Origin of the sequence: Arthrobacter sp. AL05 (assembly GCF_029960715.1) — a bacterium.
In the GTDB taxonomy this organism is placed as follows: domain Bacteria; phylum Actinomycetota; class Actinomycetes; order Actinomycetales; family Micrococcaceae; genus Arthrobacter.
Map to the genome: position 1 here is coordinate 434,721 of NZ_JASBRC010000001.1, position 21,118 is coordinate 455,838.

Annotated in this window: 20 protein-coding genes; 10 read left to right on the forward strand and 10 right to left on the reverse strand. The window is 66.3% G+C overall.

Going from position 1 to position 21,118, the window contains the following annotated elements:
* The first annotated feature begins 9 nt into the window (after positions 1-9).
* Genes hpaE through QK287_RS02065 form a run of 4 tightly spaced genes read left to right on the forward strand, consistent with a single transcriptional unit; the run spans position 10 to position 4,223 of the window.
* Complete coding sequence (gene hpaE, locus QK287_RS02050) at positions 10-1,530, forward strand: 5-carboxymethyl-2-hydroxymuconate semialdehyde dehydrogenase (RefSeq protein WP_282358949.1); 1,521 nt, start codon at positions 10-12, stop codon at positions 1,528-1,530.
* A 28-nt stretch (positions 1,531-1,558) separates the two neighbouring features.
* On the forward strand, positions 1,559-2,635 hold the full coding sequence (hpaD, locus tag QK287_RS02055) for a 3,4-dihydroxyphenylacetate 2,3-dioxygenase (protein ID WP_226775255.1): 1,077 nt from the start codon (positions 1,559-1,561) through the stop codon (positions 2,633-2,635).
* A 2-nt stretch (positions 2,636-2,637) separates the two neighbouring features.
* Positions 2,638-3,423, forward strand: a complete 786-nt coding sequence (hpaH, locus tag QK287_RS02060; protein ID WP_226775254.1) for a 2-oxo-hept-4-ene-1,7-dioate hydratase — start codon at positions 2,638-2,640, stop codon at positions 3,421-3,423.
* Positions 3,408-4,223 carry an HpcH/HpaI aldolase/citrate lyase family protein gene (locus QK287_RS02065; RefSeq protein WP_226775253.1) on the forward strand — a complete coding sequence of 272 codons (816 nt, stop codon included), beginning with the start codon at positions 3,408-3,410 and terminating at the stop codon, positions 4,221-4,223. Before hpaH ends, QK287_RS02065 begins: the two co-directional genes overlap by 16 nt.
* A gap of 57 nt (positions 4,224-4,280) precedes the next feature.
* Here QK287_RS02065 and QK287_RS02070 read toward each other — a convergent pair whose 3' ends face one another.
* The 6 genes from QK287_RS02070 to QK287_RS02095 all read right to left on the reverse strand — a co-directional run bounded on the left by QK287_RS02070 (position 4,281) and on the right by QK287_RS02095 (position 9,882).
* Positions 4,281-4,703: a helix-turn-helix transcriptional regulator gene (locus tag QK287_RS02070; protein ID WP_226775499.1), complete on the reverse strand. Its 423-nt coding sequence runs from the start codon at positions 4,701-4,703 to the stop codon at positions 4,281-4,283.
* Positions 4,704-4,718: 15 nt separating this feature from the next.
* Positions 4,719-5,708 (reverse strand): DnaJ C-terminal domain-containing protein, encoded by a 990-nt coding sequence (locus QK287_RS02075; RefSeq protein WP_226775252.1) that lies wholly within the window; start codon positions 5,706-5,708, stop codon positions 4,719-4,721.
* 95 nt (positions 5,709-5,803) lie between these two features.
* Complete coding sequence (locus QK287_RS02080) at positions 5,804-6,478, reverse strand: nucleotide exchange factor GrpE (protein WP_226775251.1); 675 nt, start codon at positions 6,476-6,478, stop codon at positions 5,804-5,806.
* A gap of 2 nt (positions 6,479-6,480) precedes the next feature.
* Positions 6,481-8,334, reverse strand: a complete 1,854-nt coding sequence (gene dnaK / locus QK287_RS02085) for a molecular chaperone DnaK (protein WP_226775250.1) — start codon at positions 8,332-8,334, stop codon at positions 6,481-6,483.
* A gap of 274 nt (positions 8,335-8,608) precedes the next feature.
* Entirely contained in the window at positions 8,609-8,995 is a 387-nt protein-coding gene (locus tag QK287_RS02090; RefSeq protein WP_226775249.1) for a hypothetical protein, read from the reverse strand.
* A gap of 95 nt (positions 8,996-9,090) precedes the next feature.
* A complete protein-coding gene (locus tag QK287_RS02095; protein WP_282358953.1) occupies positions 9,091-9,882 on the reverse strand; it encodes a TetR/AcrR family transcriptional regulator in 792 nt (263 codons plus the stop codon).
* Positions 9,883-10,061: 179 nt separating this feature from the next.
* Here QK287_RS02095 and QK287_RS02100 point away from each other — a divergent pair, with 179 nt between their 5' ends.
* Positions 10,062-11,024, forward strand: coding sequence for an NAD-dependent epimerase/dehydratase family protein (locus tag QK287_RS02100; protein WP_282358956.1), 963 nt, complete (start codon positions 10,062-10,064; stop codon positions 11,022-11,024).
* Positions 11,025-11,043: 19 nt separating this feature from the next.
* Here the strand turns inward: QK287_RS02100 and QK287_RS02105 are convergent, their stop codons facing one another.
* On the reverse strand, positions 11,044-13,266 hold the full coding sequence (locus tag QK287_RS02105) for an MMPL family transporter (protein ID WP_282358958.1): 2,223 nt from the start codon (positions 13,264-13,266) through the stop codon (positions 11,044-11,046).
* 201 nt (positions 13,267-13,467) lie between these two features.
* Between QK287_RS02105 and QK287_RS02110 the strand changes: the two genes are divergently transcribed.
* Complete coding sequence (locus tag QK287_RS02110; RefSeq protein WP_282358959.1) at positions 13,468-13,983, forward strand: MarR family transcriptional regulator; 516 nt, start codon at positions 13,468-13,470, stop codon at positions 13,981-13,983.
* On the opposite strand, the gene QK287_RS02115 is transcribed toward QK287_RS02110, so the two are convergent.
* Positions 13,925-15,268, reverse strand: coding sequence for an amino acid permease (locus QK287_RS02115; RefSeq protein ID WP_282358961.1), 1,344 nt, complete (start codon positions 15,266-15,268; stop codon positions 13,925-13,927). The genes QK287_RS02110 and QK287_RS02115 overlap by 59 nt on opposite strands.
* A gap of 132 nt (positions 15,269-15,400) precedes the next feature.
* Here QK287_RS02115 and QK287_RS02120 point away from each other — a divergent pair, with 132 nt between their 5' ends.
* The 4 genes from QK287_RS02120 to QK287_RS02135 all read left to right on the forward strand — a co-directional run bounded on the left by QK287_RS02120 (position 15,401) and on the right by QK287_RS02135 (position 18,106).
* The gene (locus tag QK287_RS02120) at positions 15,401-16,216 is read left to right on the forward strand and encodes a methyltransferase domain-containing protein (protein WP_282358963.1); all 816 of its coding nucleotides are present in this window, start codon (positions 15,401-15,403) and stop codon (positions 16,214-16,216) included.
* A 71-nt stretch (positions 16,217-16,287) separates the two neighbouring features.
* Positions 16,288-16,746: a hypothetical protein gene (locus QK287_RS02125; RefSeq protein ID WP_282358964.1), complete on the forward strand. Its 459-nt coding sequence runs from the start codon at positions 16,288-16,290 to the stop codon at positions 16,744-16,746.
* A gap of 100 nt (positions 16,747-16,846) precedes the next feature.
* Positions 16,847-17,398, forward strand: a complete 552-nt coding sequence (locus tag QK287_RS02130; RefSeq protein WP_282358966.1) for a dihydrofolate reductase family protein — start codon at positions 16,847-16,849, stop codon at positions 17,396-17,398.
* Between the two features lie 84 nt (positions 17,399-17,482).
* The gene (locus QK287_RS02135; RefSeq protein ID WP_282358968.1) at positions 17,483-18,106 is read left to right on the forward strand and encodes a LysE family transporter; all 624 of its coding nucleotides are present in this window, start codon (positions 17,483-17,485) and stop codon (positions 18,104-18,106) included.
* Positions 18,107-18,126: 20 nt separating this feature from the next.
* Here QK287_RS02135 and QK287_RS02140 read toward each other — a convergent pair whose 3' ends face one another.
* Together QK287_RS02140 and QK287_RS02145 are read right to left on the reverse strand one after the other, a co-directional pair.
* A complete protein-coding gene (locus tag QK287_RS02140; RefSeq protein ID WP_282358970.1) occupies positions 18,127-19,698 on the reverse strand; it encodes a long-chain fatty acid--CoA ligase in 1,572 nt (523 codons plus the stop codon).
* A 53-nt stretch (positions 19,699-19,751) separates the two neighbouring features.
* On the reverse strand, positions 19,752-21,116 hold the full coding sequence (locus QK287_RS02145; protein WP_282358972.1) for an MFS transporter: 1,365 nt from the start codon (positions 21,114-21,116) through the stop codon (positions 19,752-19,754).
* Between the last annotated feature and the right edge of the window lie 2 nt (positions 21,117-21,118).

Here is a 21,118-nt window from a genome sequence, read left to right on the forward strand (position 1 = left end):
AAAACAACAATGACGTTTACTGCCCCCGCCGCCGCGACCACCGCCCACTACGTTCCGCAGGACCTGCCCACCCACATCCAGCACTACATCAACGGGGAGTTCGTCGACTCCGTCGGCGGGGCGACCTTTGATGTGCTCGACCCGGTATCGAACGAAAATTATGCCACCGCTGCGGCCGGCCAGAAGGAAGACATCGAACTCGCCGTCGCCGCCGCCCGCGCAGCGTTCGTCAACGGCCCGTGGCCGAAAATGAAGCCCCGGGACCGCGCCCGCATCCTGAACAGGATCGCCGACGCCGTCGAGGCCCAGGAGGCACGCCTTGCCGAACTGGAGACGTTCGACACCGGCCTGCCGATCACCCAATCCCGGGGCCAGGCGCTCCGGGCAGCAGAGAACTTCCGCTTCTTCGCGGACCTGATCGTGGCCCAGTTCGATGACGCCATGAAGGTTCCGGGCTCGCAAATCAACTACGTCAACCGGAAGCCGATCGGCGTCGCAGGCCTCATCACGCCCTGGAACACCCCATTTATGCTGGAGTCCTGGAAGCTCGCCCCGGCCCTGGCCACCGGCAACACTGTGGTGCTCAAGCCCGCCGAGTTCACGCCGCTGTCCGCGTCGCTGTGGGCGCAGATCTTCAAGGATGCCGGGCTTCCTGACGGCGTCTTCAACCTGGTCAACGGCCTCGGCGAGGAAGCCGGCGACGCCCTGGTCAAGCATCCGGACGTCCCGCTGATTTCGTTTACCGGCGAAACCACCACCGGGCAGACGATCTTCCGCAACGCCGCGGCGAACCTCAAGGGCCTGTCGATGGAGCTGGGCGGGAAGTCCCCGTGCGTGGTGTTCGCGGACGCCGATCTGGACGCCGCGATCGACTCCGCCTTGTTCGGGGTCTTCTCGCTCAACGGCGAGCGCTGCACCGCAGGTTCCCGTATCCTCGTGGAGCGTTCGGTGTACGCGGAGTTCTGCGAAAAGTACGCCGCCCGGGCGAAAAACATCGTCGTCGGCGATCCGCACGACCCCGCCACCGAAGTCGGCGCGCTCGTGCACCCGGAGCACTTCGCGAAGGTGGCCTCTTACGTGGAGATCGGCAAGTCCGAGGGCCGGCTCCTGGCCGGCGGCGGACGACCGGAGGGACTGCCGCACGGGAACTACATCGCCCCCACCGTCTTCGCCGACGTCGCCCCTGACGCGCGGATCTTCCAGGAGGAGATCTTCGGTCCCGTCGTCGCGATCACCCCGTTCGATGACGACGACGAAGCGCTGGCTTTGGCGAACAACACCAGGTACGGCCTGGCCGCCTATATCTGGACGCAGAACCTGACGCGCGCCCACAACTTCGCGCAGAACGTGGAGGCTGGAATGGTCTGGCTCAACAGCCACAACGTCCGGGACCTCCGCACCCCCTTCGGCGGTGTCAAGGCCTCCGGCCTGGGCCACGAAGGCGGCTACCGCTCCATCGACTTCTACACCGACCAGCAGGCCGTTCACATCACCCTCGGCACCGTCCACACGCCCAAATTCGGCGCCTAACCAGCCTCCTCAACGAAGAGAGAAGACCATGAGCACCTTTGTCCCCACCCCCTCCGTTCCAGCCCCCGACATCGTCCGCTGCGCCTACATGGAGATCGTCGTCACGGACCTCGCCAGGTCCCGCGCCTTCTACGTGGACCTGCTTGGCCTGCACGTGACCGAGGAAGATGAAAACAGCATCTACCTGCGTTCCCTGGAGGAGTTCATCCACCACAACCTGGTGCTGCGCAAAGGCCCCATCGCGGCAGTTGCCGCATTCGCGTACCGGGTGAAGTCCCCGGCCGAGGTGGATGCCGCAGAGGCCTACTACAAGGAACTCGGCTGCCGGACCGAACGCCGCAAGGACGGATTCACCAAAGGCATCGGTGATTCTGTCCGGGTCGAGGATCCGTTGGGCTTCCCCTACGAGTTCTTTTACGAGACCGAGCACGTCGAACGCCTCACCCAGCGCTACGATCTCTACTCGGCCGGGGAACTGGTCCGCCTGGACCACTTCAACCAGGTCACTCCGGACGTCCCGCGCGGCCGGAAGTACCTCGAGGATCTCGGCTTCCGCGTCTCCGAGGACATCCAGGACTCCGACGGCGTCACCTACGCTGCCTGGATGCACCGCAAGCAGACAGTGCATGACACCGCCCTGACCGGCGGCAACGGCCCCCGGATGCACCATGTCGCATTCGCCACGCACGAGAAGCACAACATCATCCAGATCTGCGACAAGATGGGCGCCCTGCGGATCTCGGACCGGATCGAACGCGGTCCGGGCCGGCACGGCGTGTCCAACGCCTTCTACCTCTACATCCTGGACCCCGACGGGCACCGGATCGAGATCTACACGCAGGACTACTACACCGGCGATCCTGACAACCCCACCATCACCTGGGACGTGCACGACAACCAGCGACGCGACTGGTGGGGCAACGCAGTGGTCCCCTCCTGGTACACCGAGGCCTCACTGGTCCTGGACCTGGACGGCAACCCGCAGCCCGTCATCGAACGGACGGACGCCTCCGAGATGGCAGTCACAGTGGGCGCCGACGGATTCTCCTACACCCGCGCAGCAGGCGCCGAAGCGGAGGGCTTTAAGCTCGGGGCGCAGCTGTAGCCATGCTGGATGCCAAGACGATCGAGGCCATCGCCGACGAACTGCTGGAGGCCGGCCGCAGCCGGACCCCGGTACCCCGCCTCACTTCCCGCCACCCGGGCATGACAGTGGAGGACTCCTACGCCGTCCAGCAGCTCTGGCGCCGCCGGAACGAGGACGCCGGCCGGTCCCTGGTGGGCCGTAAGATCGGGCTCACCTCCCGGGCGATGCAGGTGGCCACCGGCATCACGGAACCGGACTACGGGGCGATATTCGATGACATGGTCCTGGAAACCGGCTGCTCGGTGCCGTGGGAGAAGTACACGCACCCCCGGGTGGAGGTGGAACTCGCGTTTGTGCTGAAGAAGGACCTGGCCGGTCCCGGCTGCACAGTCTTCGACGTGCTGAACGCGACCGACTATGTGGTTCCGGCCCTGGAGATCCTGGACTCCAGGATCGAAATGGAGGGCCGGACCATCGTGGACACCATCGCGGACAACGCAGCGATGGGGGCCATGGTGCTGGGCGGCAACCCGGTCCGGCCGGATGCCGTGGACCTGCGCTGGGTCTCCGCGATCCTCTACAAGAACCAGACAGTGGAAGAGACCGGTGTCGCAGCCGGCGTCCTGGACCACCCCGCGAACGGGGTGCACTGGCTTGCCAACAAGATTGCCGCGCACGGGGACAGCCTGAAGGCCGGGGACATCATCCTGGCCGGCTCCTTCACCCGCCCCGTCTGGGTTTACGCTGGCGATACCATCCACGCAGACTACGGACCGCTGGGAGTCGTGACATGCCGCTTCGAGTAGCACCGGAGAGCACTTTCCGCGACGCGCTGGCCGCGGCGGGCCGGCCGCTGGCGGGTATGTGGGTCTGCTCCGGCAGCCCGCTAGTCGCCGAAATCTGCGCCGGCGCGGGCCTGGACTGGCTCCTCATCGACGCCGAACACAGCCCCAACGGACTCGAATCCGTCCTGGCCCAGCTTCAGGCCGTCCACGGTTACCCGGGGCAGGTGCTGGTCCGGCCTCCGGTCAATGACACAGTGCTGATCAAGCAGTACCTGGACCTTGGCGCCCAGAACCTGCTGGTGCCGATGGTGAACTCCGCGGCTGAGGCCCGGGCCGCCGTCGCCGCCACCCGGTACCCTCCGCACGGTGTCCGGGGGGTCGGCTCCGCGCTGGCCCGCTCCGGCCGCTGGAACCGGATCCCGGATTACCTCGCCCGAGCCGGGCAGACCATCAGCCTCACCGTGCAGATTGAATCAACTGCGGCCGTCGCCGCCGTTGAGGACATCCTGGCGGTCGACGGAGTGGACGCCATCTTCCTCGGACCCTCCGACCTCGCCGCCTCCATGGGACTGCTCGGACAGCAGGAACATTCCGAGGTGCGCGCCGCCGTCGAACACTGCCTCACAGCCGCCGCGACGGCCGGCAAACCCGCCGGCGTCAACGCCTTCAACCCGGACACCGCGCGGCGCTACCTGGCCGCCGGGGCATCGTTTATCCTGGTCGGCGCGGACGTCGCCGTGCTGGCCCGGGCCTCGGAGGGCTTTGCCCAGGCATTTATTCCGGCGGTTGATTCCGCCGGCCAGCAACCCGCCAGCTACTAGCCTGCCCGCGAACACAGCTGTGCCCGGGACCGCCAAGGTCCCGGGCACAGCTATTTGCTAATCGGTTCCGCGCGGCCGCCACACCACCAGCGCCTGGGACCTGGCCCGGGGGCGTTTGCCGCGGGCCAGGCTGACGACGTCGCCCGCGGCTCCCGCCGCGAAGATGCGGGCGTCGAGGGGGCGGGAGCGGCGTTCGAGTTCGCCGCTCAGCTCGGCGACGCGCCGCTGCAGGGCCGCCACCTGGTTCTCCAGCTGGAGGATCCGCTTGATGCCCTCGAGGGAGACGCCCTCCTGCGAGAGCCGCTGTACCTCGCGGAGCATGGTGATATCCCGCTGGGAATAGCGCCGTGACTTGCCGGGGGCCCGGCTCGGGGACACTATGCCCAGCCGGTCATACTGTCGCAGGGTCTGCGGGTGCATGTCCGCCAACTCCGCAGCGACGGAGATGACGAAGATCGGCTGCTCGAAGTCGATGGCCATGGCAGGCATCCGTTCCTAGAGCCGGGCCCTGGCTGCCAGTTCGGCGCGGACATCCTCACCGGCGGTGGCCGTAGCGAAGGACTTGACAGCCTCTTCGGCCTCCTTGTTCAGCTTCCGCGGGACGGCGAGGTCGATGACGACCAGCAGGTCACCGGTGGCCTTGGTGTGCTTGACTCCGCGTCCCTTAACACGCAGCGTGCGGCCGGACGGGGTGCCGGCAGGCACGCGCACCTTTACCTTGTCGCCGTCGATGGTCGGAACCTCGATGTCCGCGCCCAGGGTTGCCTCCGGGAAGGTAACCGGTACGTGGATTCGCAGGTTGTCCCCGTCGCGGACGTAGAAATCGTGCGGCTTTACCGAGACGGTCACCATCAGGTCCCCGTACCCGGCCGGCCCGTACTGGCCCTTGCCGCGGACGCGGACTTTCTGGCCGTCCTTGATGCCTGCGGGAATGCGGACGTCGATGACTTCGCCGTCCGGTTCACGCAGCCCGATGGTGGTTCCGCGGATGGAGCCCGCGAAGGAGATCGAAGTGGACGCCGTCCGGTCCGCACCCTTTTGCGGGGCACGCTGGAAGGACTGGCCGCCGCCGAAGCCGCCGCCGGCTCCGCCGCCGAACAGGTCCGCAAACTCAGGAGGAAGCCCGCCGCCGGCGCCGTAGCCGCCGGACTGACGGCCGCCGCCACCGGTGAAGAGTCCGCCGAAAAGGTCTTCAAAACCGGCTCCGCCGGCCCCCGGGCCACCGCCTCCCGGGGCGAAACGCGCGCCGCCGCCCATGGCCCGGATGGCGTCATACTGCTGGCGCTCGTCTGCATCGGAGAGCACGGAGTACGCCTCGGAGATGTCCTTGAACTTCTTCTCCGACGCGACGTTCCCCGAGTTGGTATCCGGGTGGTGCTGGCGCGCGAGCTTCCGGTAGGCCTTTTTGATGTCCGCGTCGGAAGCGTCCTTGGCGACACCAAGGATCTTGTAAAAGTCCTTGTCCACCCAATCCTGGCTAGCCAATGGCGTTTCCTTTCAAATCTGTGTGCCGAAGTGACAGTTCGCGCCAATGTTCCTTATAAACACCGGAGCGAACTGTCACCTCGATGACGTTACTGCTAGGCCGGGACCGCCACGATGACCTGGGCTGCCCGCAGGACCCTGTCGCCGGACTTGTAGCCCGAGCGCAGGACCTGGCTGACGGTGTCAATTTCGACATCCGTGCCGGGCTGCTGGATGAGGGCCTCGTGGATCGTGGGGTCGAACTCCACGCCGGTCTCGTCAATGCGCACCAGGCCGTAGGTCTTCAGCGCATTCTCCAGCTTGGCGGCAATGGCGGCGAACGGGCCGTCCGTAAGGTCACCGTGCTGCCGGGCGGCGTCGACGTCGTCGAGCACCGGGAGCACCGAGTTCAGGACGCCAATGACGGCCATCTCCCCTGCCACGGCGCGGTCACGTTCGACGCGCTTGCGGTAGTTGACATACTCAGCCTGCAGGCGGCGCAGGTCATTTCTGAGCTCCTCCGCCTCAGCACCGTCGGCGCCCTGGGCTACGGAATCCTCGGCCGGTACGTCAACGCCGTTGAGGATGTCCTCCGCCTGGGACAGCGCGTCCCCGGAGTCGGATTCCCGTGCGGCGGCGCGCTCCTGGTCGGGGTGGCGGGCCTGGCCGGTCTTCGGGTCAACCTTGCGGTTGTCGTGGATGATCGGTTTCTGCGGCTCGTTCTCCCGCTGCTGACCGTCGCCACGGCTCCCGGAAGAACCGTGCTCTTCTTCGTTACCGTGATGCGGCATGATTACTTCTTCTCGTCTTCGTCAACGATCTCGGCGTCGACGATGTCCTCGTCGGCTCCCGCTGCGGGCTCGCCGGCAGCGGCACCCTCGGCGCCGTCCGGAGAGCCGGCCTGGGCGTAGATGGCCTCGCCGAGCTTGGTCTGGGAAGCCTGCAGCTTCTCAAACGCCGTTTTGACGGCCGAGTCATCGGTTCCTTCGAGGGCAGCCTTCAGGGCGTCGACGTCGGCCTGGACCTCGGTCTTGACCTCTTCAGGCAGCTTGTCGGCGTTGTCAGCGATCAACTTGTCCACGGAGTAGGCCAGCTGCTCGGAGGTGTTGCGGGTGTCCGCTGCCTCGCGGCGGGCCTTGTCCTCGGCTGCGTGCTCTTCGGCGTCCTTGACCATGCGGTCGATGTCTTCCTTGGAGAGGCTGGAACCGCCGGTGATGGTCATGGACTGTTCCTTGCCGGTGCCCTTGTCCTTCGCCGAGACGTGCACAATGCCGTTGGCGTCGATGTCGAAGGTAACCTCGACCTGCGGCATGCCGCGCGGCGCCGGTGCGATGCCGGTCAGTTCAAAGGTACCCAACGGCTTGTTGTCCCGGGTGAACTCGCGCTCGCCCTGGAAGACCTGGATGGCTACCGAGGGCTGGTTGTCATCGGCAGTGGTGAAGGTTTCCGAGCGCTTGGTCGGGATGGCCGTGTTGCGCTCGATCAGGTGCGTCATGATGCCGCCCTTGGTTTCAATACCGAGGGAGAGCGGGGTGACGTCGATCAGGAGGACGTCTTTACGCTCGCCCTTGAGGACACCGGCCTGCAGTGCGGCGCCGACGGCGACAACCTCGTCCGGGTTGACGCCCTTGTTCGGCTCTTTGCCGCCGGCCAGGTCCTTGACCAGGTCGTAGACGGCAGGCATCCGGGTGGAACCGCCGACCAGCACGATGTGGTCGATCTGGGAAAGCTGGATGCCGGCTTCCTTGATGACGTCATGGAACGGCTTTTTGGTGCGCTCAAGCAGGTCCTTGGTGAGGTCCTGGAACTTGGCGCGGGTCAGCTGCTCATCCAGGTGCACCGGACCGTCGGGGGTGACGGAGAGGTACTGCAGGGAGACATTGGTGCTGGACGAGGAGGAGAGTTCCTTCTTGGCCTGCTCGGCTGCTTCACGCAGGCGCTGCAGGGCGATCTTGTCCTTGGACAGGTCGATGCCCTTGACCTTGAGCTGGTTCAGCAGGTAGTCGACAACGCGCTGGTCCCAGTCGTCGCCGCCGAGGCGGTTGTCGCCTGCGGTGGAGCGGACCTGAATGGTGGAGAAGTTGTCTTCGTCCTTGCCGACCTCAAGGAGGGAAACGTCGAAGGTTCCGCCGCCGAGGTCGAAGACGAGGATGAGCTCGTCTTCCTTGCCCTTGTCGAGGCCGTAGGCCAACGCTGCAGCGGTGGGCTCGTTGACGATGCGCAGGACCTTAAGGCCAGCGATTTCGCCGGCTTCCTTGGTGGCCTGGCGCTCTGCGTCGTTGAAGTACGCGGGAACGGTGATCACAGCGTCAGTGACCTTCTCACCGAGGTAGGACTCGGCGTCGTTCTTGAGCTTCATCAGGATACGGGCGGAGATTTCCTGCGCCGTGTACTTCTTGTCGTCCACCGCGACGTTCCAGTCGGTGCCCATGTGGCGCTTGACCGAAGCAATGGTGCGGTCAATGTTGTTGACGGCCTGGCGCTTGGCGATCTCGCCAACGAGCACTTCGCCGGACTTGGAGAATGCAACAACCGACGGCGTGGTGCGCCCACCCTCGGCGTTGGCAATAACGGTGGGCTCGCCACCTTCGAGAACGGAGACGACGGAGTTGGTTGTTCCGAGGTCAATACCTACTGCACGTGACATGTGTTGCTTCCTTCTTTCCGGGGAATCTAGCTGAAATCGCTGCAGACCACTGGGATCCGACCGATATGAGCGATCTGCACTCAACTTTACTCCGGCTCGGGGCAATGTCAATCCAAAGTTGAGCGTCATCCGCTCAACCTCGGATTAACTTGCACCAGGAACACGCCGCAGACAGCAAAAACTCCCGGAATTCCGGGAGTTTCACTTGGCCGCCTGTCCACCGGCGACGAATTTCGCTGTCCGCGAAGGCCGCCGCCGGGTGCGGACCTGCCGCTTAGCCGTCCCCGCGGTCCGGCTCGCCCGTCGATTCCGTCCGAACGGGCGCCGCGCCGGCGGCGCCGCGGCCCGCACCGGGGGTGCCGGCGGCGCCGTAGTCGCCGTCCGGATACTCGCCCTCGTTCGCTGCGGAGGCCGGCGCGCCGACGCTACCTGCCGCGCCATAGTCGCCCTCGGGATAGTCGCCCTCTTCCACACCAACGGCCGTGGCGCCGCTGACGCCGGCATTGCCGTAGTCGCCGCTGGAGTATTCGCCTTCTTCGGCCTCGAGCGGGTTGTCCCCGGCGGTGCCTGCCGTGCCGTAGTCACCTTCGACATACTGGCCCTCCGCGGCAGGGTCTTCGGGCTCCGGGGCCGTTCGATCAAACTCGCTGTTTTCGGACATGTTTGGATCCTTTCCGGAAGCCTCGGCGCGCCAGTCAGGCGCAGGGGCAGTCTATCGACCACCACCGGGAGGCAACAGGGTGAACTAAACCAGGATCATCGGCTGCTCCCGGGGTCGGCGGCTTGCGTCCCTGCCGGCAGGTCCGGTTGCGGCGCGGCGCCGGCAAGGCCGGCGAGTTCTGCCAGTGCAGCCAGGTGCAAGGCGAACAATTCATCCGGAGCCGCAAACGTTCCCTCGCCGTACTGCCCAAAGACCTCGAAGCTGATGGTGCCGAACAAGGCGCTCCAGACAAGCGCGCCGCGAGCCAGCAGGGCGTCCGGGACCGCCAGCCCCATCTCGCTGCGGATGCGCTGCAGGTCTGCGGCGAGTCCGGACAAAGCGGCGCCCTGACCGCCTGGCGCGACCAGCCCGCCGGCGCGGTAGGCGCCGTCGAGTACCGCCATCAGGGCGTAGACCACCCTGGTGCCCGGGCCCGTTGTTCGCTCGGCCGGCGCCTGGTACCCGGGCACAGGACTGCCGAAAAGGAGGCTGTAGCGCGCCGGCTCGCGCAGCGCCCAGCTGCGGACCGCGGCACCCAGGGCCCCGAACTGCCCGCAAAAGTCGGCCGCAGGTGCTGCAGCCACGGCGGCGTCGACTTCGTCGGCGAGCTCGTTGTAGGCATCGATAAGCAGCAGGGTCAGCAGCTCTTCGCGGTTCTCCACGTACCGGTAGACCGCCGAGGAGACGACGCCAAGGTCCCGGGCAACGGCGCGGAGGGACAGCGCGGCCGCCCCGTGAACTGCCAAATGCTCCCGCCCCAGGCGCACAATATCTTCAACGGTCCGGGCCCGGGCCCGCTCCCGGGGCGTGGTCGGCTTGCCGGATGGTGCGGTGGCGGATTGCGGCATGGCTTCAGCATTCCATAAACCAGAGCAGTGTCAACAAATGAGAGCACTGCTCTTGACTTAGCCAGGGATCGGCCGCATCCTGAGGTGAGAGAGCACTGCTCTCAGTTCCGGAGGTTGCCCCAGGAAAGGCGGCCGCGCCCGGACAGCCGCCGTCCGACCGGAATGAAAGCGAGAAATCGATGTCCCAGCACGCATCCCCGGAGGCAGAAGCCTCTACCTTATTTGTCGTCACCGGCGCCGGGCCGGTCGGCTGGACGGTTGCCGCACAGCTTGCAGCGGAAGGCCATCGGGTTCGGGTGCTTACCCGGTCCGGCAGCGGACCCGACCATCCCCGGATCGAAAAGATGGCCGTGAACGTGGCCAATCCGGCGCAACTTGGCGAACTGTTCCGCGGCGCCCACGCCGTGTTCCACTGCATTCACGGCTCCCAATACAGCGCAAAGGCATGGGCGGAGGAATTGCCGGGCGCAGAGCAGTCGGTTCTTGCCGCGGCGGGCGAGGCTGGCGCGGTCGTCGTTTTTCCGGAAAGCCTGTACTCCTACAGCGCTCCGGAGCGCCCGATGACGGAGGACGGCCCCCGCGCGGCTGAGGGCGGCAAGCGCGGGGTGCGGACCGCACTTCTGGCCGCCCGCGCGGCGTCCGAGACGGACACCGTGAGCGTGGTCGCAAGCGACTTCTTCGGCCCCCGGGTGCGCGGCGCACATGCGGGCGAGCGAATGGTGAAGCCGGTGCTGGCGGGCACACCGCTGGTGGTCATCGGCAAGGCATCCCTACCGCACTCCTTCACCTACGTGCCCGACCTGGCCGCCGCGATGATCCGGGCGGCGCAGGACCCAGCGCTGTGGAACCGGGTGTGGCATGCACCCACCGGCACCGCGGTGAGCCAGCGGCAGATCGCCCGCGCGTTCGCCGCAGCCGCCGGCGGTCGGGCGCCGCGGGTGGCCGCTGTGCCCGGCTGGGCTCTGCGGATCATTGGCCGGTTCTCCCCGGGAACGCAGGAACTGGTCGAAACCCTTTACCAGTTTGAGCAGCCGTTTGTGCTGGACTCACACGCCAGCGAGGCGGCCATGGGACTGCGGCCCACGCCGCTGGAGGAAGCAGCCGCCGCCACAATTGCCTGGTGGGGGGGCCAGGAACGGTAGCGGCGGCTGCGGGCTCTGGCTAGCGGATTCCTGCCTCCGCGGATGCCGTTTCAGGGGCGGCCGGCTCCGCGCGAGCGGCGGAGCGCGTCCCGGCGCGTCCCAGCTTGCCTGGCCACCAGATTCGCGGGCCGATGTCGTAGGCCAGGGCGGGGATCAGGAGTGAGCGGACCAGGATGGTGTCCAGCAGCACTCCGAAGGCCACGATGAAGGCCAACTGCGCCAGGAACATGATCGGGATGATGCCCAAGGCGGCGAAGGTGGCAGCAAGCACCACGCCGGCGGAGGTGATAACGCCGCCCGTGACGGCCAGGCCGCGCAGGATGCCGGCCCGGGTGCCGTGCTTAAGGGATTCCTCGCGGACCCGGCTCATCAGGAAGATGTTGTAGTCAACACCCAGTGCCACGAGGAAAACGAAGCCGAACAGCGGAACGGTGGCGTCTGCTCCCGGGAATCCGAAGATGTTGTTGAACACGAAGGCGGAGACTCCCATCGCGGCACCGTAGGACAGGACCACCGAGGCGACCAGCAGGACCGGCGCCAGCACCGAGCGCAGCAGCAGCATCAGGATCAGGAGGATGACCGCGAGGACCACCGGAATGATGGTGACGAGGTCGCGCTGGGCCGTGGTGTTGGTGTCCAGGGCCGTCGCGGTGACGCCGCCGACGAGTGCACCGGCGTCGGTCTTCTTGAGCTCCCGGCGCAGATCGACAACAACGTTCTCGGCCTCGTTGGAGTCCGCCGCGAAGTTCAGTGTCGCGTTGATCAGGACCTTGCCGTCCCGGACCGAAGGAGTCGACGGTGCCGCGGGCGCACCCGGGGCCGCTGGCGCGCCGGTGATCGGCACTCCGCCGTCGGCCAGCAGGTAGGCATCCCCCACACCGTCAGTGGCTTTGGTCTTGTCCAGTACGTCCTGGGCCTTCGATTCTTCGGCGACGATCACGGCGGGACTGCCGGAACCGGCGTCGAAGTGCCGCGCCAGGGCGTCCTGCCCGTCCACCGCGTTGGAGGCAGTGAGGATGACGTCGGTCTGCGGGACGCCGTTTGCCTTGAGCTGCAGGACGCCGGCGGATGCTGCCAGCAGCAGCAGCACAGAGGTGATCCAGACGGCCCGGGGCCGGCGTGAAACAAGAGAACCGGTCGCGCGCCACAGGCCCTTCTGGCCCTCAAGTCCTGTGACGAGCTCGGGCTCGCGCTCGGTCTCCGGCAGCAGCTTGGGCCGGAAAGGCCAGAACGCAGTCCGGCCCAGCAGCGCCATCAGCGCGGGGAGCAGGGTCAGGGCCGCCAGGAGCGAGCACAGGATGCCGGCCGCCGCCACCGGGCCGAGGGCCTTGTTCGAGTTAAGGTCCGAGAACAGCAGACACAGGAGGGCGATGATAACCGTGGCGCCGGACGCCAGGATCGGCTCCCAGGCCGCCTTCCACGCGGTGAGGGCGGCGGCAGTGCGGTTTGTAGTGTGCGTCAAGGCCTCACGGAAGCGCGCCACATAGAGCAGCGCGTAGTCCGTCGCTGCACCGATCACCAGGATGGACAGGATGCCCTGGCTCTGCCCGTTGAGCTGGATCCAGCCGAGTTTGGCCATGCCGAAGACGAGCAGGATAGCGGCGGTGAGGGCAAAAACCGAGGTGAACAGCACCGTGATCGGCAGCAGCAGCGAGCGGTAGACAATCAGCAGAATCAGGAACACCGCGCCAAGGGCCACGAGCAGCAGAATGCCGTCAATGCCGGCGAAGGCGCTGACCAGGTCCGCGGTAAGCCCGGCCGGTCCGGTGACGAAGGTCCGCATTCCCGCCGGAGCAGATGCCTGTACTTCGTCGCGGAGTTCCTGGACCACTTGTTTCACCTCGTCGGATGAGCCGATCGGCACCACAAACTGCACCGCTTTGGCATCCTTTGACGGGATGGGCCCCACGACTGTGCTGCCGGCGCCGAGCGCTTCCAGCTTGCCCTTAAGCGCCGCCGCCTCGCCGAGCTGGGCCGGGGTGAAGGCTGCGTCGTTCTCAATGACGATGACTGCAGGTATTTCCTTGGAGTCCCGGAACTTGGCCTGCCAGTCCTGGGCCTCCGTGGCTTCGGCTCCCGCCGGCAGGAAGGAGGCCTGGTCATTCGAGGAAACCTCGCTCAGCCGGCCAAAGGTCGGACCGCCGATCCCGGCGATGGCCAGCCAGGTAATAACAAGGAGGACGGGAACCAGCCAGCGCAGCCAGAAGGGGACGCGGGTACTGCCCTGTGATGTCTTGGTCATGGTTCCTTCTCGAACGGGCCTGGATCAATGCAATTGAGTCTATAATAGACTATCTCCACAATGGAGATAACCCTGAAAGTTAACTTCCCGAGCGTGAGCGCGGAATCAGCAAAGCTACGGTGCCACGGGCTGCTGAAGTAAACTCCGGAAGGCACCTGCTGCGAAGCAGTGGGCAAGGCAGAAGGAGAGAGGAAGGTTCGCGTGAGAGTTGACCCGCCGGAACTCCCCGGACCCCAGGGTCCGCCTCCGCTGGTGCGACTCCTGCAGGAGTTCAGCCTCGAGGCCAACCGCTACGTGGATTCCGCCGGCGGCCGCAACGACATGCACCGGACGGACCTCAATGCCTTGGGTGTGATCATGCAGCACACCGCGAGGAACCAGGTTGTCACGCCCGGAGTGCTCCGCAAGGAACTCCACCTGAGCTCACCCGCCACCACCGCCCTGATTGATCGGCTGCACAGTTCCGGCCACGTGGTCCGCGAACGGCAAGGCCCGGACCGCCGCCAGGTCCAGCTCAGGATGACCCCGAAGGCCTACCGCGACGGCGGAGCCATGTTCCAGCCGCTCGCCCGGCACATGGCGGCCGCGATGGCCGAATTCACCCCGGCGGAACTGGACGTCGCGACACGGTTCATGGCCTCGATGATCGAGGCGACTGTCAGGGCCGGCCAAGAGGCCGCACAACAGCCGGCACCGTCTCCCGCCGAGCCGCGCTAGTTGGCGTTTTCGAGCGCCGCATCGGCAATACCTCCGGGGCGGCTCGCCTGCCGGCCAAGATGGCGGCCACGGCCAGCCCGAGCGGGACCACCAGTGCCCAGCCGCTGAAAAGCAGCACGGCCAGCATCACAGCAGCGGCCACAATAACCCCGCACCAGGCCGGCGTCCGTGCGGGCAGCAAACGAATCCCGGCGAGCAGGCCAAACGCGGTCACGGCGGTGAAACAGGCCGACGCCGCCCCGATCTGGAACTGCATGTCGCCCAGCCCGGCTGCCGCCGCCCCGAAGGACAGCAACGTCATCACGCCCAGCAGTGCAAGGCTGGCCGTGGGCACCTCCCCCGGACCGGCACCCCGCGCAAGGAGCCGCGGCAGAACGCCGTCGGACGCCAGGCTTGCCCCCAGCCGGCTGGCGCCGGCAACAAAGGTGTTGACCGGGCCGAAAGTCAGCACCGCGGCGGCGACGGCGGTCAGCGGCGCCGCGAGTCCGCCGAGTCCCTTCTCAAGCAGTTGCGCGATCGGCACGTCGCTGCCCGGAAGGGCTGGACCCAGCACGGCGAGCGAGGCCGACACGACGCCGAGATAGACCACACCGACCACGATCAGGGTGAGCCAGGTGGCCCGTTTGAGGTCACGGTCCGGGTGGCGGAACTCCCCGGCGATGTGCGTGACCGCCTCCCAGCCGGCGAAGCAGAAGAAGAGCAGGCTGGCCACGCCGCCCACGGCCCAGTAGCCGTGCGGCGCGAACGGCTCGAAGTTCTCCGCCCTGGCAAACGGCGCGGCCAGCGCGATGGCCAGTGCCAGCAGTCCGACGAGCAGCACCATCAGCACCAGCTGGATGCCGCTGGACATCCGGATCCCGACGGCGTTGCTCGCGAAGGCGGCGGCCAGCAGCAAGGCAGCGGCCACCAACGCCGTCCCGCGGCCGCCGCCCAGCGCGTGGGCGATGTAGTTCCCGCCAATCACGGCCGTCGCCGGGGCACCGAACGGAATTGCGAAGTAGAAGAGGTAGCCCGCCACGGCCGAGGCACGGCGCCCGTAGGCACGCGTGACGAAGTGGGCAATTCCGCCGGCGTCGGGCTGCTGGCGGCTCATCTCAGCGAAACTGAAGGCCACGGGGGTGCAGAACACCAGCAGCAGGGTCCAGGCCAGGAGCGACGCCGGCCCGGCCTCCTTGGCGGCGATGGCCGGAAGGACAAGGATGCCCGAGCCCAGGATTGCCCCGACGTAAATGCCGGTGGCCCGGAACAGGCCGAGCCCTGCCTGCTTGCTGCTGTTGGTTTTCACTCCTCTAATCATCCGCTGAACCGACCCTGCCGGAAGCGGCAAAACGGACGGCTGCGCGCGAAATCCTGCCGTCTTCCCGGCCGTTTCCCCCGCATTCGCGGATTTGTCGGTGCGGGGCGGTAGCGTTTTATTATGAGTGCGCAGCAGCCTGAAGATGTGTACAGCCACGGCCACCACGAGTCGGTGGTCCGCGCCCACGCCTCCCGGACGGCGGAGAACTCCGCGGCGTTTGTGATCCCGCACCTGACCCCGGGGGGTTCGGTGCTCGACGTCGGCTGCGGGCCGGGCAGCATCACGTGCGATTTCGCCGGACTCGCCGCCCCCGGGAAAGTCACCGGACTGGACCGCTCGCCCGAGGTGGTCAGCCAGGCGACCGCCCTCGCGGCGGAGCGCGGCGTGCAGAACGTCGAGTTCGTGGCCGGCAACATCTACGACCTCGACTTCGAAGACGAGACGTTCGACGTTGTGCACGCCCACCAGGTCCTGCAGCACCTCACGGACCCGGTGGCCGCCCTGCGGGAAATGCGCCGCGTCGCCAAGCCCGGCGGGATCGTGGCGGTGCGCGATGCCGATTTCCACGGCATGAGCTGGTACCCGGCCGTCCCCGAGCTGGATGAATGGATGGAGCTCTACCAACGGATCGCACGACGCAACGGGGCGGAGCCCGACGCTGGCCGCCGCCTGGTTTCGTGGGCCCAGTCCGCCGGGTTCACCGACGTCGCGCCCTCCAGCAGCAACTGGCTCTACGCCACCGGCCAGCAGCGCCGTTGGCAGGCCCGGGTGTGGGGCGAACGCGTGCTGCACTCGGCATTCGCGGACCAGGCACTCGAATACGGCTTCGCCAACGCCGCCGACCTTGCCCGGATTTCGGCCGGCTGGCACCGCTGGGGTTCCACGGCCGACGGCTGGTTCCTGATCCCCAACGGCGAAGTGATCGCCCGGGCGTGAGTGGCGGTCCGTTATCCACATAACCGGTGCTGGCTCTGGAGCTCGAAGGGCAGATTTTTTAGCATCAAGACATGATCATCCAGGCAGGTTTTGACTTCGAGATACTCGCCCGCCCGCTCATCATCCAACACAACATGCTGATGCCAAGCCTTGTGCTGATCTGCCTGGACTCGGACATGCAGCTAAACGACATTGACGTCGTCCCCGGCGATTTCGCTGGCTGCCTGGTTCCCTTCCAGGATGCCGTGCTGGCGGCACTGGTTCCGGACGACACGAAGTACTTTGCGATCGCCCATCCCGGCAGCTTCGGTGCAAGCTGCGGCTATCCGGATCCGGTTCTGGACGAGGCCCATGACTTGGAATCGAAGGCGGCCGAACGGGGCATGCAGCTGATCGGCCACTTCGCCATCGACGAAACGGGCTATATGTCTGCCCGCGCCCGCTCGTACTTTGACCAGTATCCGCGTCACGCGGACCTGCCAAGGACAATGTTCCACTGGTCGCATTCGAGGCTGGGCACGTGCGGCTGAGCCCTTGCGCATGCCGGATCTTCCGGGTTCACACCAGCCATTCCCCGCCGGCGGATCAGCCGCTAGGGTGCAGGTAAAGACTCAACGGCGAGGAGATCCCATGCGCAAGGTGACGGCCGGACTGTTCAGTTCCGTGGACGGCGTGGTGGAGGACCCGTTCCGTTGGCAATTCGACAGCTTCGATGAGGAGCTGGGCGCGGGGATGAACGAGATGATGGGCCGGATCGATACCGGACTCCTGGGCCGCATCGGGTACCAGCAATGGGCGGAGTACTGGCCGAACGCCGAAGCCGACGCAGACTTCGGCGGGTTCATCAACCCGCTGCCCAAATATGTGGCGTCCCGCACCCTGACCGGCGATCTAATGTGGCAGAACTCGCAACTGATCGGGGGACCGCTGGAGGATTTCGTCGCGGGCCTGAAGGACGGCGACGGCGGCGACATCGGCGTGTTCAGTAGCATCTCGTTGGTCCGGCAGCTGTTCTTCGCTGGGCTCTTGGACAGCCTGATGTTGATCGTCCATCCCGTGATCGCAGGCAGTGGCCGCAGGCTCTTCGCGGATGGCGATCCGCTGAGCCGGCTTGAGCTGCAGGCATCCCAGCAGACCAGCAAGGGCAACATGATCTTAAACTACGGCCTGCGCGGCAGCTGAGGGGGCGATTCAGGCTCCCGGTGACCTCCCGACGGCCGGCAGCACCCGGCGTGGAAGGGGTGTCCGCGGCCGTAAACTGAATCAGTGCAACCCTCCCTTTGGCTGGCCCTGGCGGGCGCCGGTGTCCTGATCAGCTTCACGCCCGGCGCGGGCGCCATCAACACCATGAGCAATTCGCTGAACTCCGGCTTCCGGCGTTCCATCTGGGGGATCCTCGGCCAGCAGGCCGCTTTGGTGGTGCACATCGTGATCGTGGCCCTCGGCGTCGGGGTGCTGGTGGCGAGCTCACCGGTCGCCTTCAACGTGATCCGCTACGCAGGCGCCGCCTACCTTGTCTACCTGGGCATCCAGCAGTTCCGGCACAAACCCGACCTGGACCAGGAAAAGGCCGCCGCGCTGCGCAACGAGCCGGCATTCTCCATGTTCCGCCGCGGCCTGTGGGTCAACCTGTTGAACCCCAAGGCGATCGTGTTCTTCCTGGCTTTTATGCCGCAGTTCATCCGCCCGGAGAACCCGCTCCTGCCGCAGTACCTGACCCTGTCAGCCACGGTGATCGTGATCGACATCCTGGTCATGTGGTTCTTCTTCGCGGCCGCAGCCAAGACCTTCCAGCGTTTCACCCACGACGCCCGCGGCCAGCGCATCCTCAACCGGACGTTCGGCGTGCTGTTCATGGCCGTCGGCGTCATGCTGGCCCTTATCCGCTGACGGGCCCAGGCTACGGCCAGTTATGGCTGGATGGCGCTCAGCTTCCGAAGGTCGGCCTTCCTGATCTTGCCGCTGGCGGTCCGGGGCATCTCATCGACAAACAGCACGGACTTGGGAATCTTGTAACGTGCCAGGCGTCCATCCAGGTACCGCCTGAGCTGCTCTTCCGTGAGGTGGGCACCCTCGCGCAGCAGAACCACAGCCCGGGGCACTTCACCCCATTTCTCATCCGGCACGCCAATCACGGCCACGCTTCCCACCGCCTCGAGTTCCGTGATGGCCTGCTCCACTTCTGCGGGATAAATGTTCTCGCCGCCGGAGATGATCATGTCCTTGATCCGGTCCGAGACGAAGAGGAACCCGTCGTCATCCTTGTATCCCATATCGCCTGACTTGAACCAACCGCCCTCTGCATAGGACTCGGCGGTGGCGTCCGCGCGGTTCCAGTACTCGGGGATCACGTTCGGGCCCTTGATCTGGATCTCGCCGGCCGTCCCCGGCGCAGCGGTGTCCCCGTCGAAGCCGGCGATTCGCACATCGGTGAAGAACTGCGGAAGTCCGGCCGATCCAGCCTTATCCCTGGACCGGGCCGCCGGCAGGGTGCTGGCGCCCGGCGCAGTCTCGGTCATGCCGTAGCCATTGGAGAACCGCATGCCGCGCGCTTCATACGCCTCCAGCACCCGCATCGGCACCGCTGACCCGCCACAGGTGAGCTTGTTCAAGGAGCTGAGGTCCGCAGTGGCCCACGCCGGGTGCTCGGCGAGCATCTGATAGGTGGTCGGCACCCCGCTGATGGTGGTCGCCCGGTGCCGCTCAATGAGTTCCAGTGTCCGGCCGGGGTCGAACTTCGGCTCCAGCACCACAGTTCCTCCCTTGAGGAGGGTGGGCAGGACGCCCATGTCCAGCGACGCCACGTGGAACATCGGCGAAATCATCAGCGCCACGTCCTGCGAGGAGAAGTCGAAATCAACGATCACGTTGATGCAGTTCCACGTGACGTTGCCGTGGGTCAGCAGGGCCCCCTTGGGCCGGCCCGTAGTCCCGGAGGTGTAGAGGATCATGGCACCGTCGTCCAGCGTGACCGGTTCGTCGACCGGCTGGTCCGAACCGGAGGCCACCAGGTCCGCAAAGTCCTCCACCGCCGTCGGGCCCCCGGCGGCTCCACTGCGCACCGCCGGGTTATTGCCGGCGCCGGCATCGTCTACGACGACGAGCCTTGCCACTGCCGTGCCGGCCGACCCGCGGGCTGCCAGGTCGCCGAGGCTGCCTGCATGGACCAGTACCCCGACGCCGCAGTCCTGCAGCTGGAACTGGATTTCCGGGGGTGCCAACCGCGTGTTGAGCGGGACGAAAATGGCGCCCAGGGTGCCGCACGCAAAGAGGGTTTCCAGGAAGGACGGGTGGTTCTCGCCCAGGTAGGCAACCCTGTCGCCCTTGGCCACGCCGCGGTCCCTCAGGGCGTTGGCGAGGCGGACGGTCCGGTCCGCGAACTGTTCATAACTAAGTTCCCGGTCACCGCTGATCAGGGCGGTCTTGTTGCCGGACTTCGGGCGGCGACGTTGCAGCCACGAACCGATGCCAAAATTTTCCACGGCGAATCCTTTCTACTGTGAGGTTAGCCCGTGTGAGGGGACCCGATGAAGGGTCAGGCCCGGACGGTGCGGAGGTCGTTGTTCTTCGGTTCCCGGGTCAGCAGGATGAAGACGATGGAGACGACCGACATGATCGCCAGATACCAGACCACTGATGCCGTGTCCTGGCCTGAGTCCTTGAAGATCTGGGCCACGATGCCCGGAGTGAACCCGGCCCCAAGCAGGGTTGCCAGCTGGTAGCCCAGGGACGCCCCGGTGTAGCGGGAGGTGGTGCCGAACTGCTCGGACACGAAGGCCGCCAATGGACCGAACAGTGTGGAGTGGATCATCAGGCCGATGGCGAACGCCACGAAGATCAGCATGATGTTGTTGGAGGAGAGCAGCTGGAACATCGGCACCAGGTAGATGATGAAGAGAACCAGTCCGCCGATCATCACCGGCCGCCTGCCCACCTTGTCGGAAAGCCGGCCGCCCATGATCACGAACACGATGGAGATCAGGGAGGCAGCAGCAAAGGCGTACAGCACGCCCTGGCGGTCGGCGCCCTTGGAGACGGCGTAGGTCACCGAGAACGTGGCCAGGACCACCTGGAGCGCGAAGCCTGCGGCGCCGGCGAGCATAGTGAAAATCAGGGTCTTGGGCCGCCGCAGGACCTGTACCAGGGGCGCGGCCGGCTTTGCCGTGATCCCGGCGCCGTTTGCCTGCGCCGCGCTCTCCCGCTCAGCTTTTTCCTGTTCAATGGCGGCTTTGAAGATAGGGCTTTCGGAAACCTTGAGCCGGACGAACATGCCCACGCCCAGCAGCACGAAGGAGAGCAGGAACGGCACCCGCCAGCCCCAGGCGAGGAACTGATCGTTCGGGAGCGCTGAGAACGCGCCCATGATCAGGGTGCCCAGGACGGCGCCGGTGGGCGCCCCGGCGTTGACGAACGAGGCGGCAAAACCGCGTTTGCCTGATTCGGAGTGCTCCAGCGCCATGAGGGCGGCCCCGCCCCATTCACCGCCGACGGCGATGCCCTGGAAGACACGAAGAATCACGAGGAGCACCGCACCCCAGGGGCCGGCCACCGAGGCACCCGGGACCAGCCCGATCAGGGTTGAGGCCACGCCCATGACCAGCATCGAGATGATCAGCATGTTCTTGCGGCCCATCCGGTCGCCGAAGTGGCCGAAGATGATGCCGCCAACCGGGCGGGCCACGTAGCCCGCGGCAAACGTGCCGTAGGCGGCCACCACGCCTACCCAGTCGTCCATGCCGCTGAAGAAGACCTTCGGGAAGACGATCGCCGCGGCCGTGGCGTAGAGGAGGAAGTCGTAGTACTCGATGGTGCTGCCCAGGTAGCTGGAGGCAATGACGGTGCGCGCTTCCTTGCGTCGCTCGGCGGTGCCCATCGCTTGAAGCTGAGTGAGTCCTGACATGG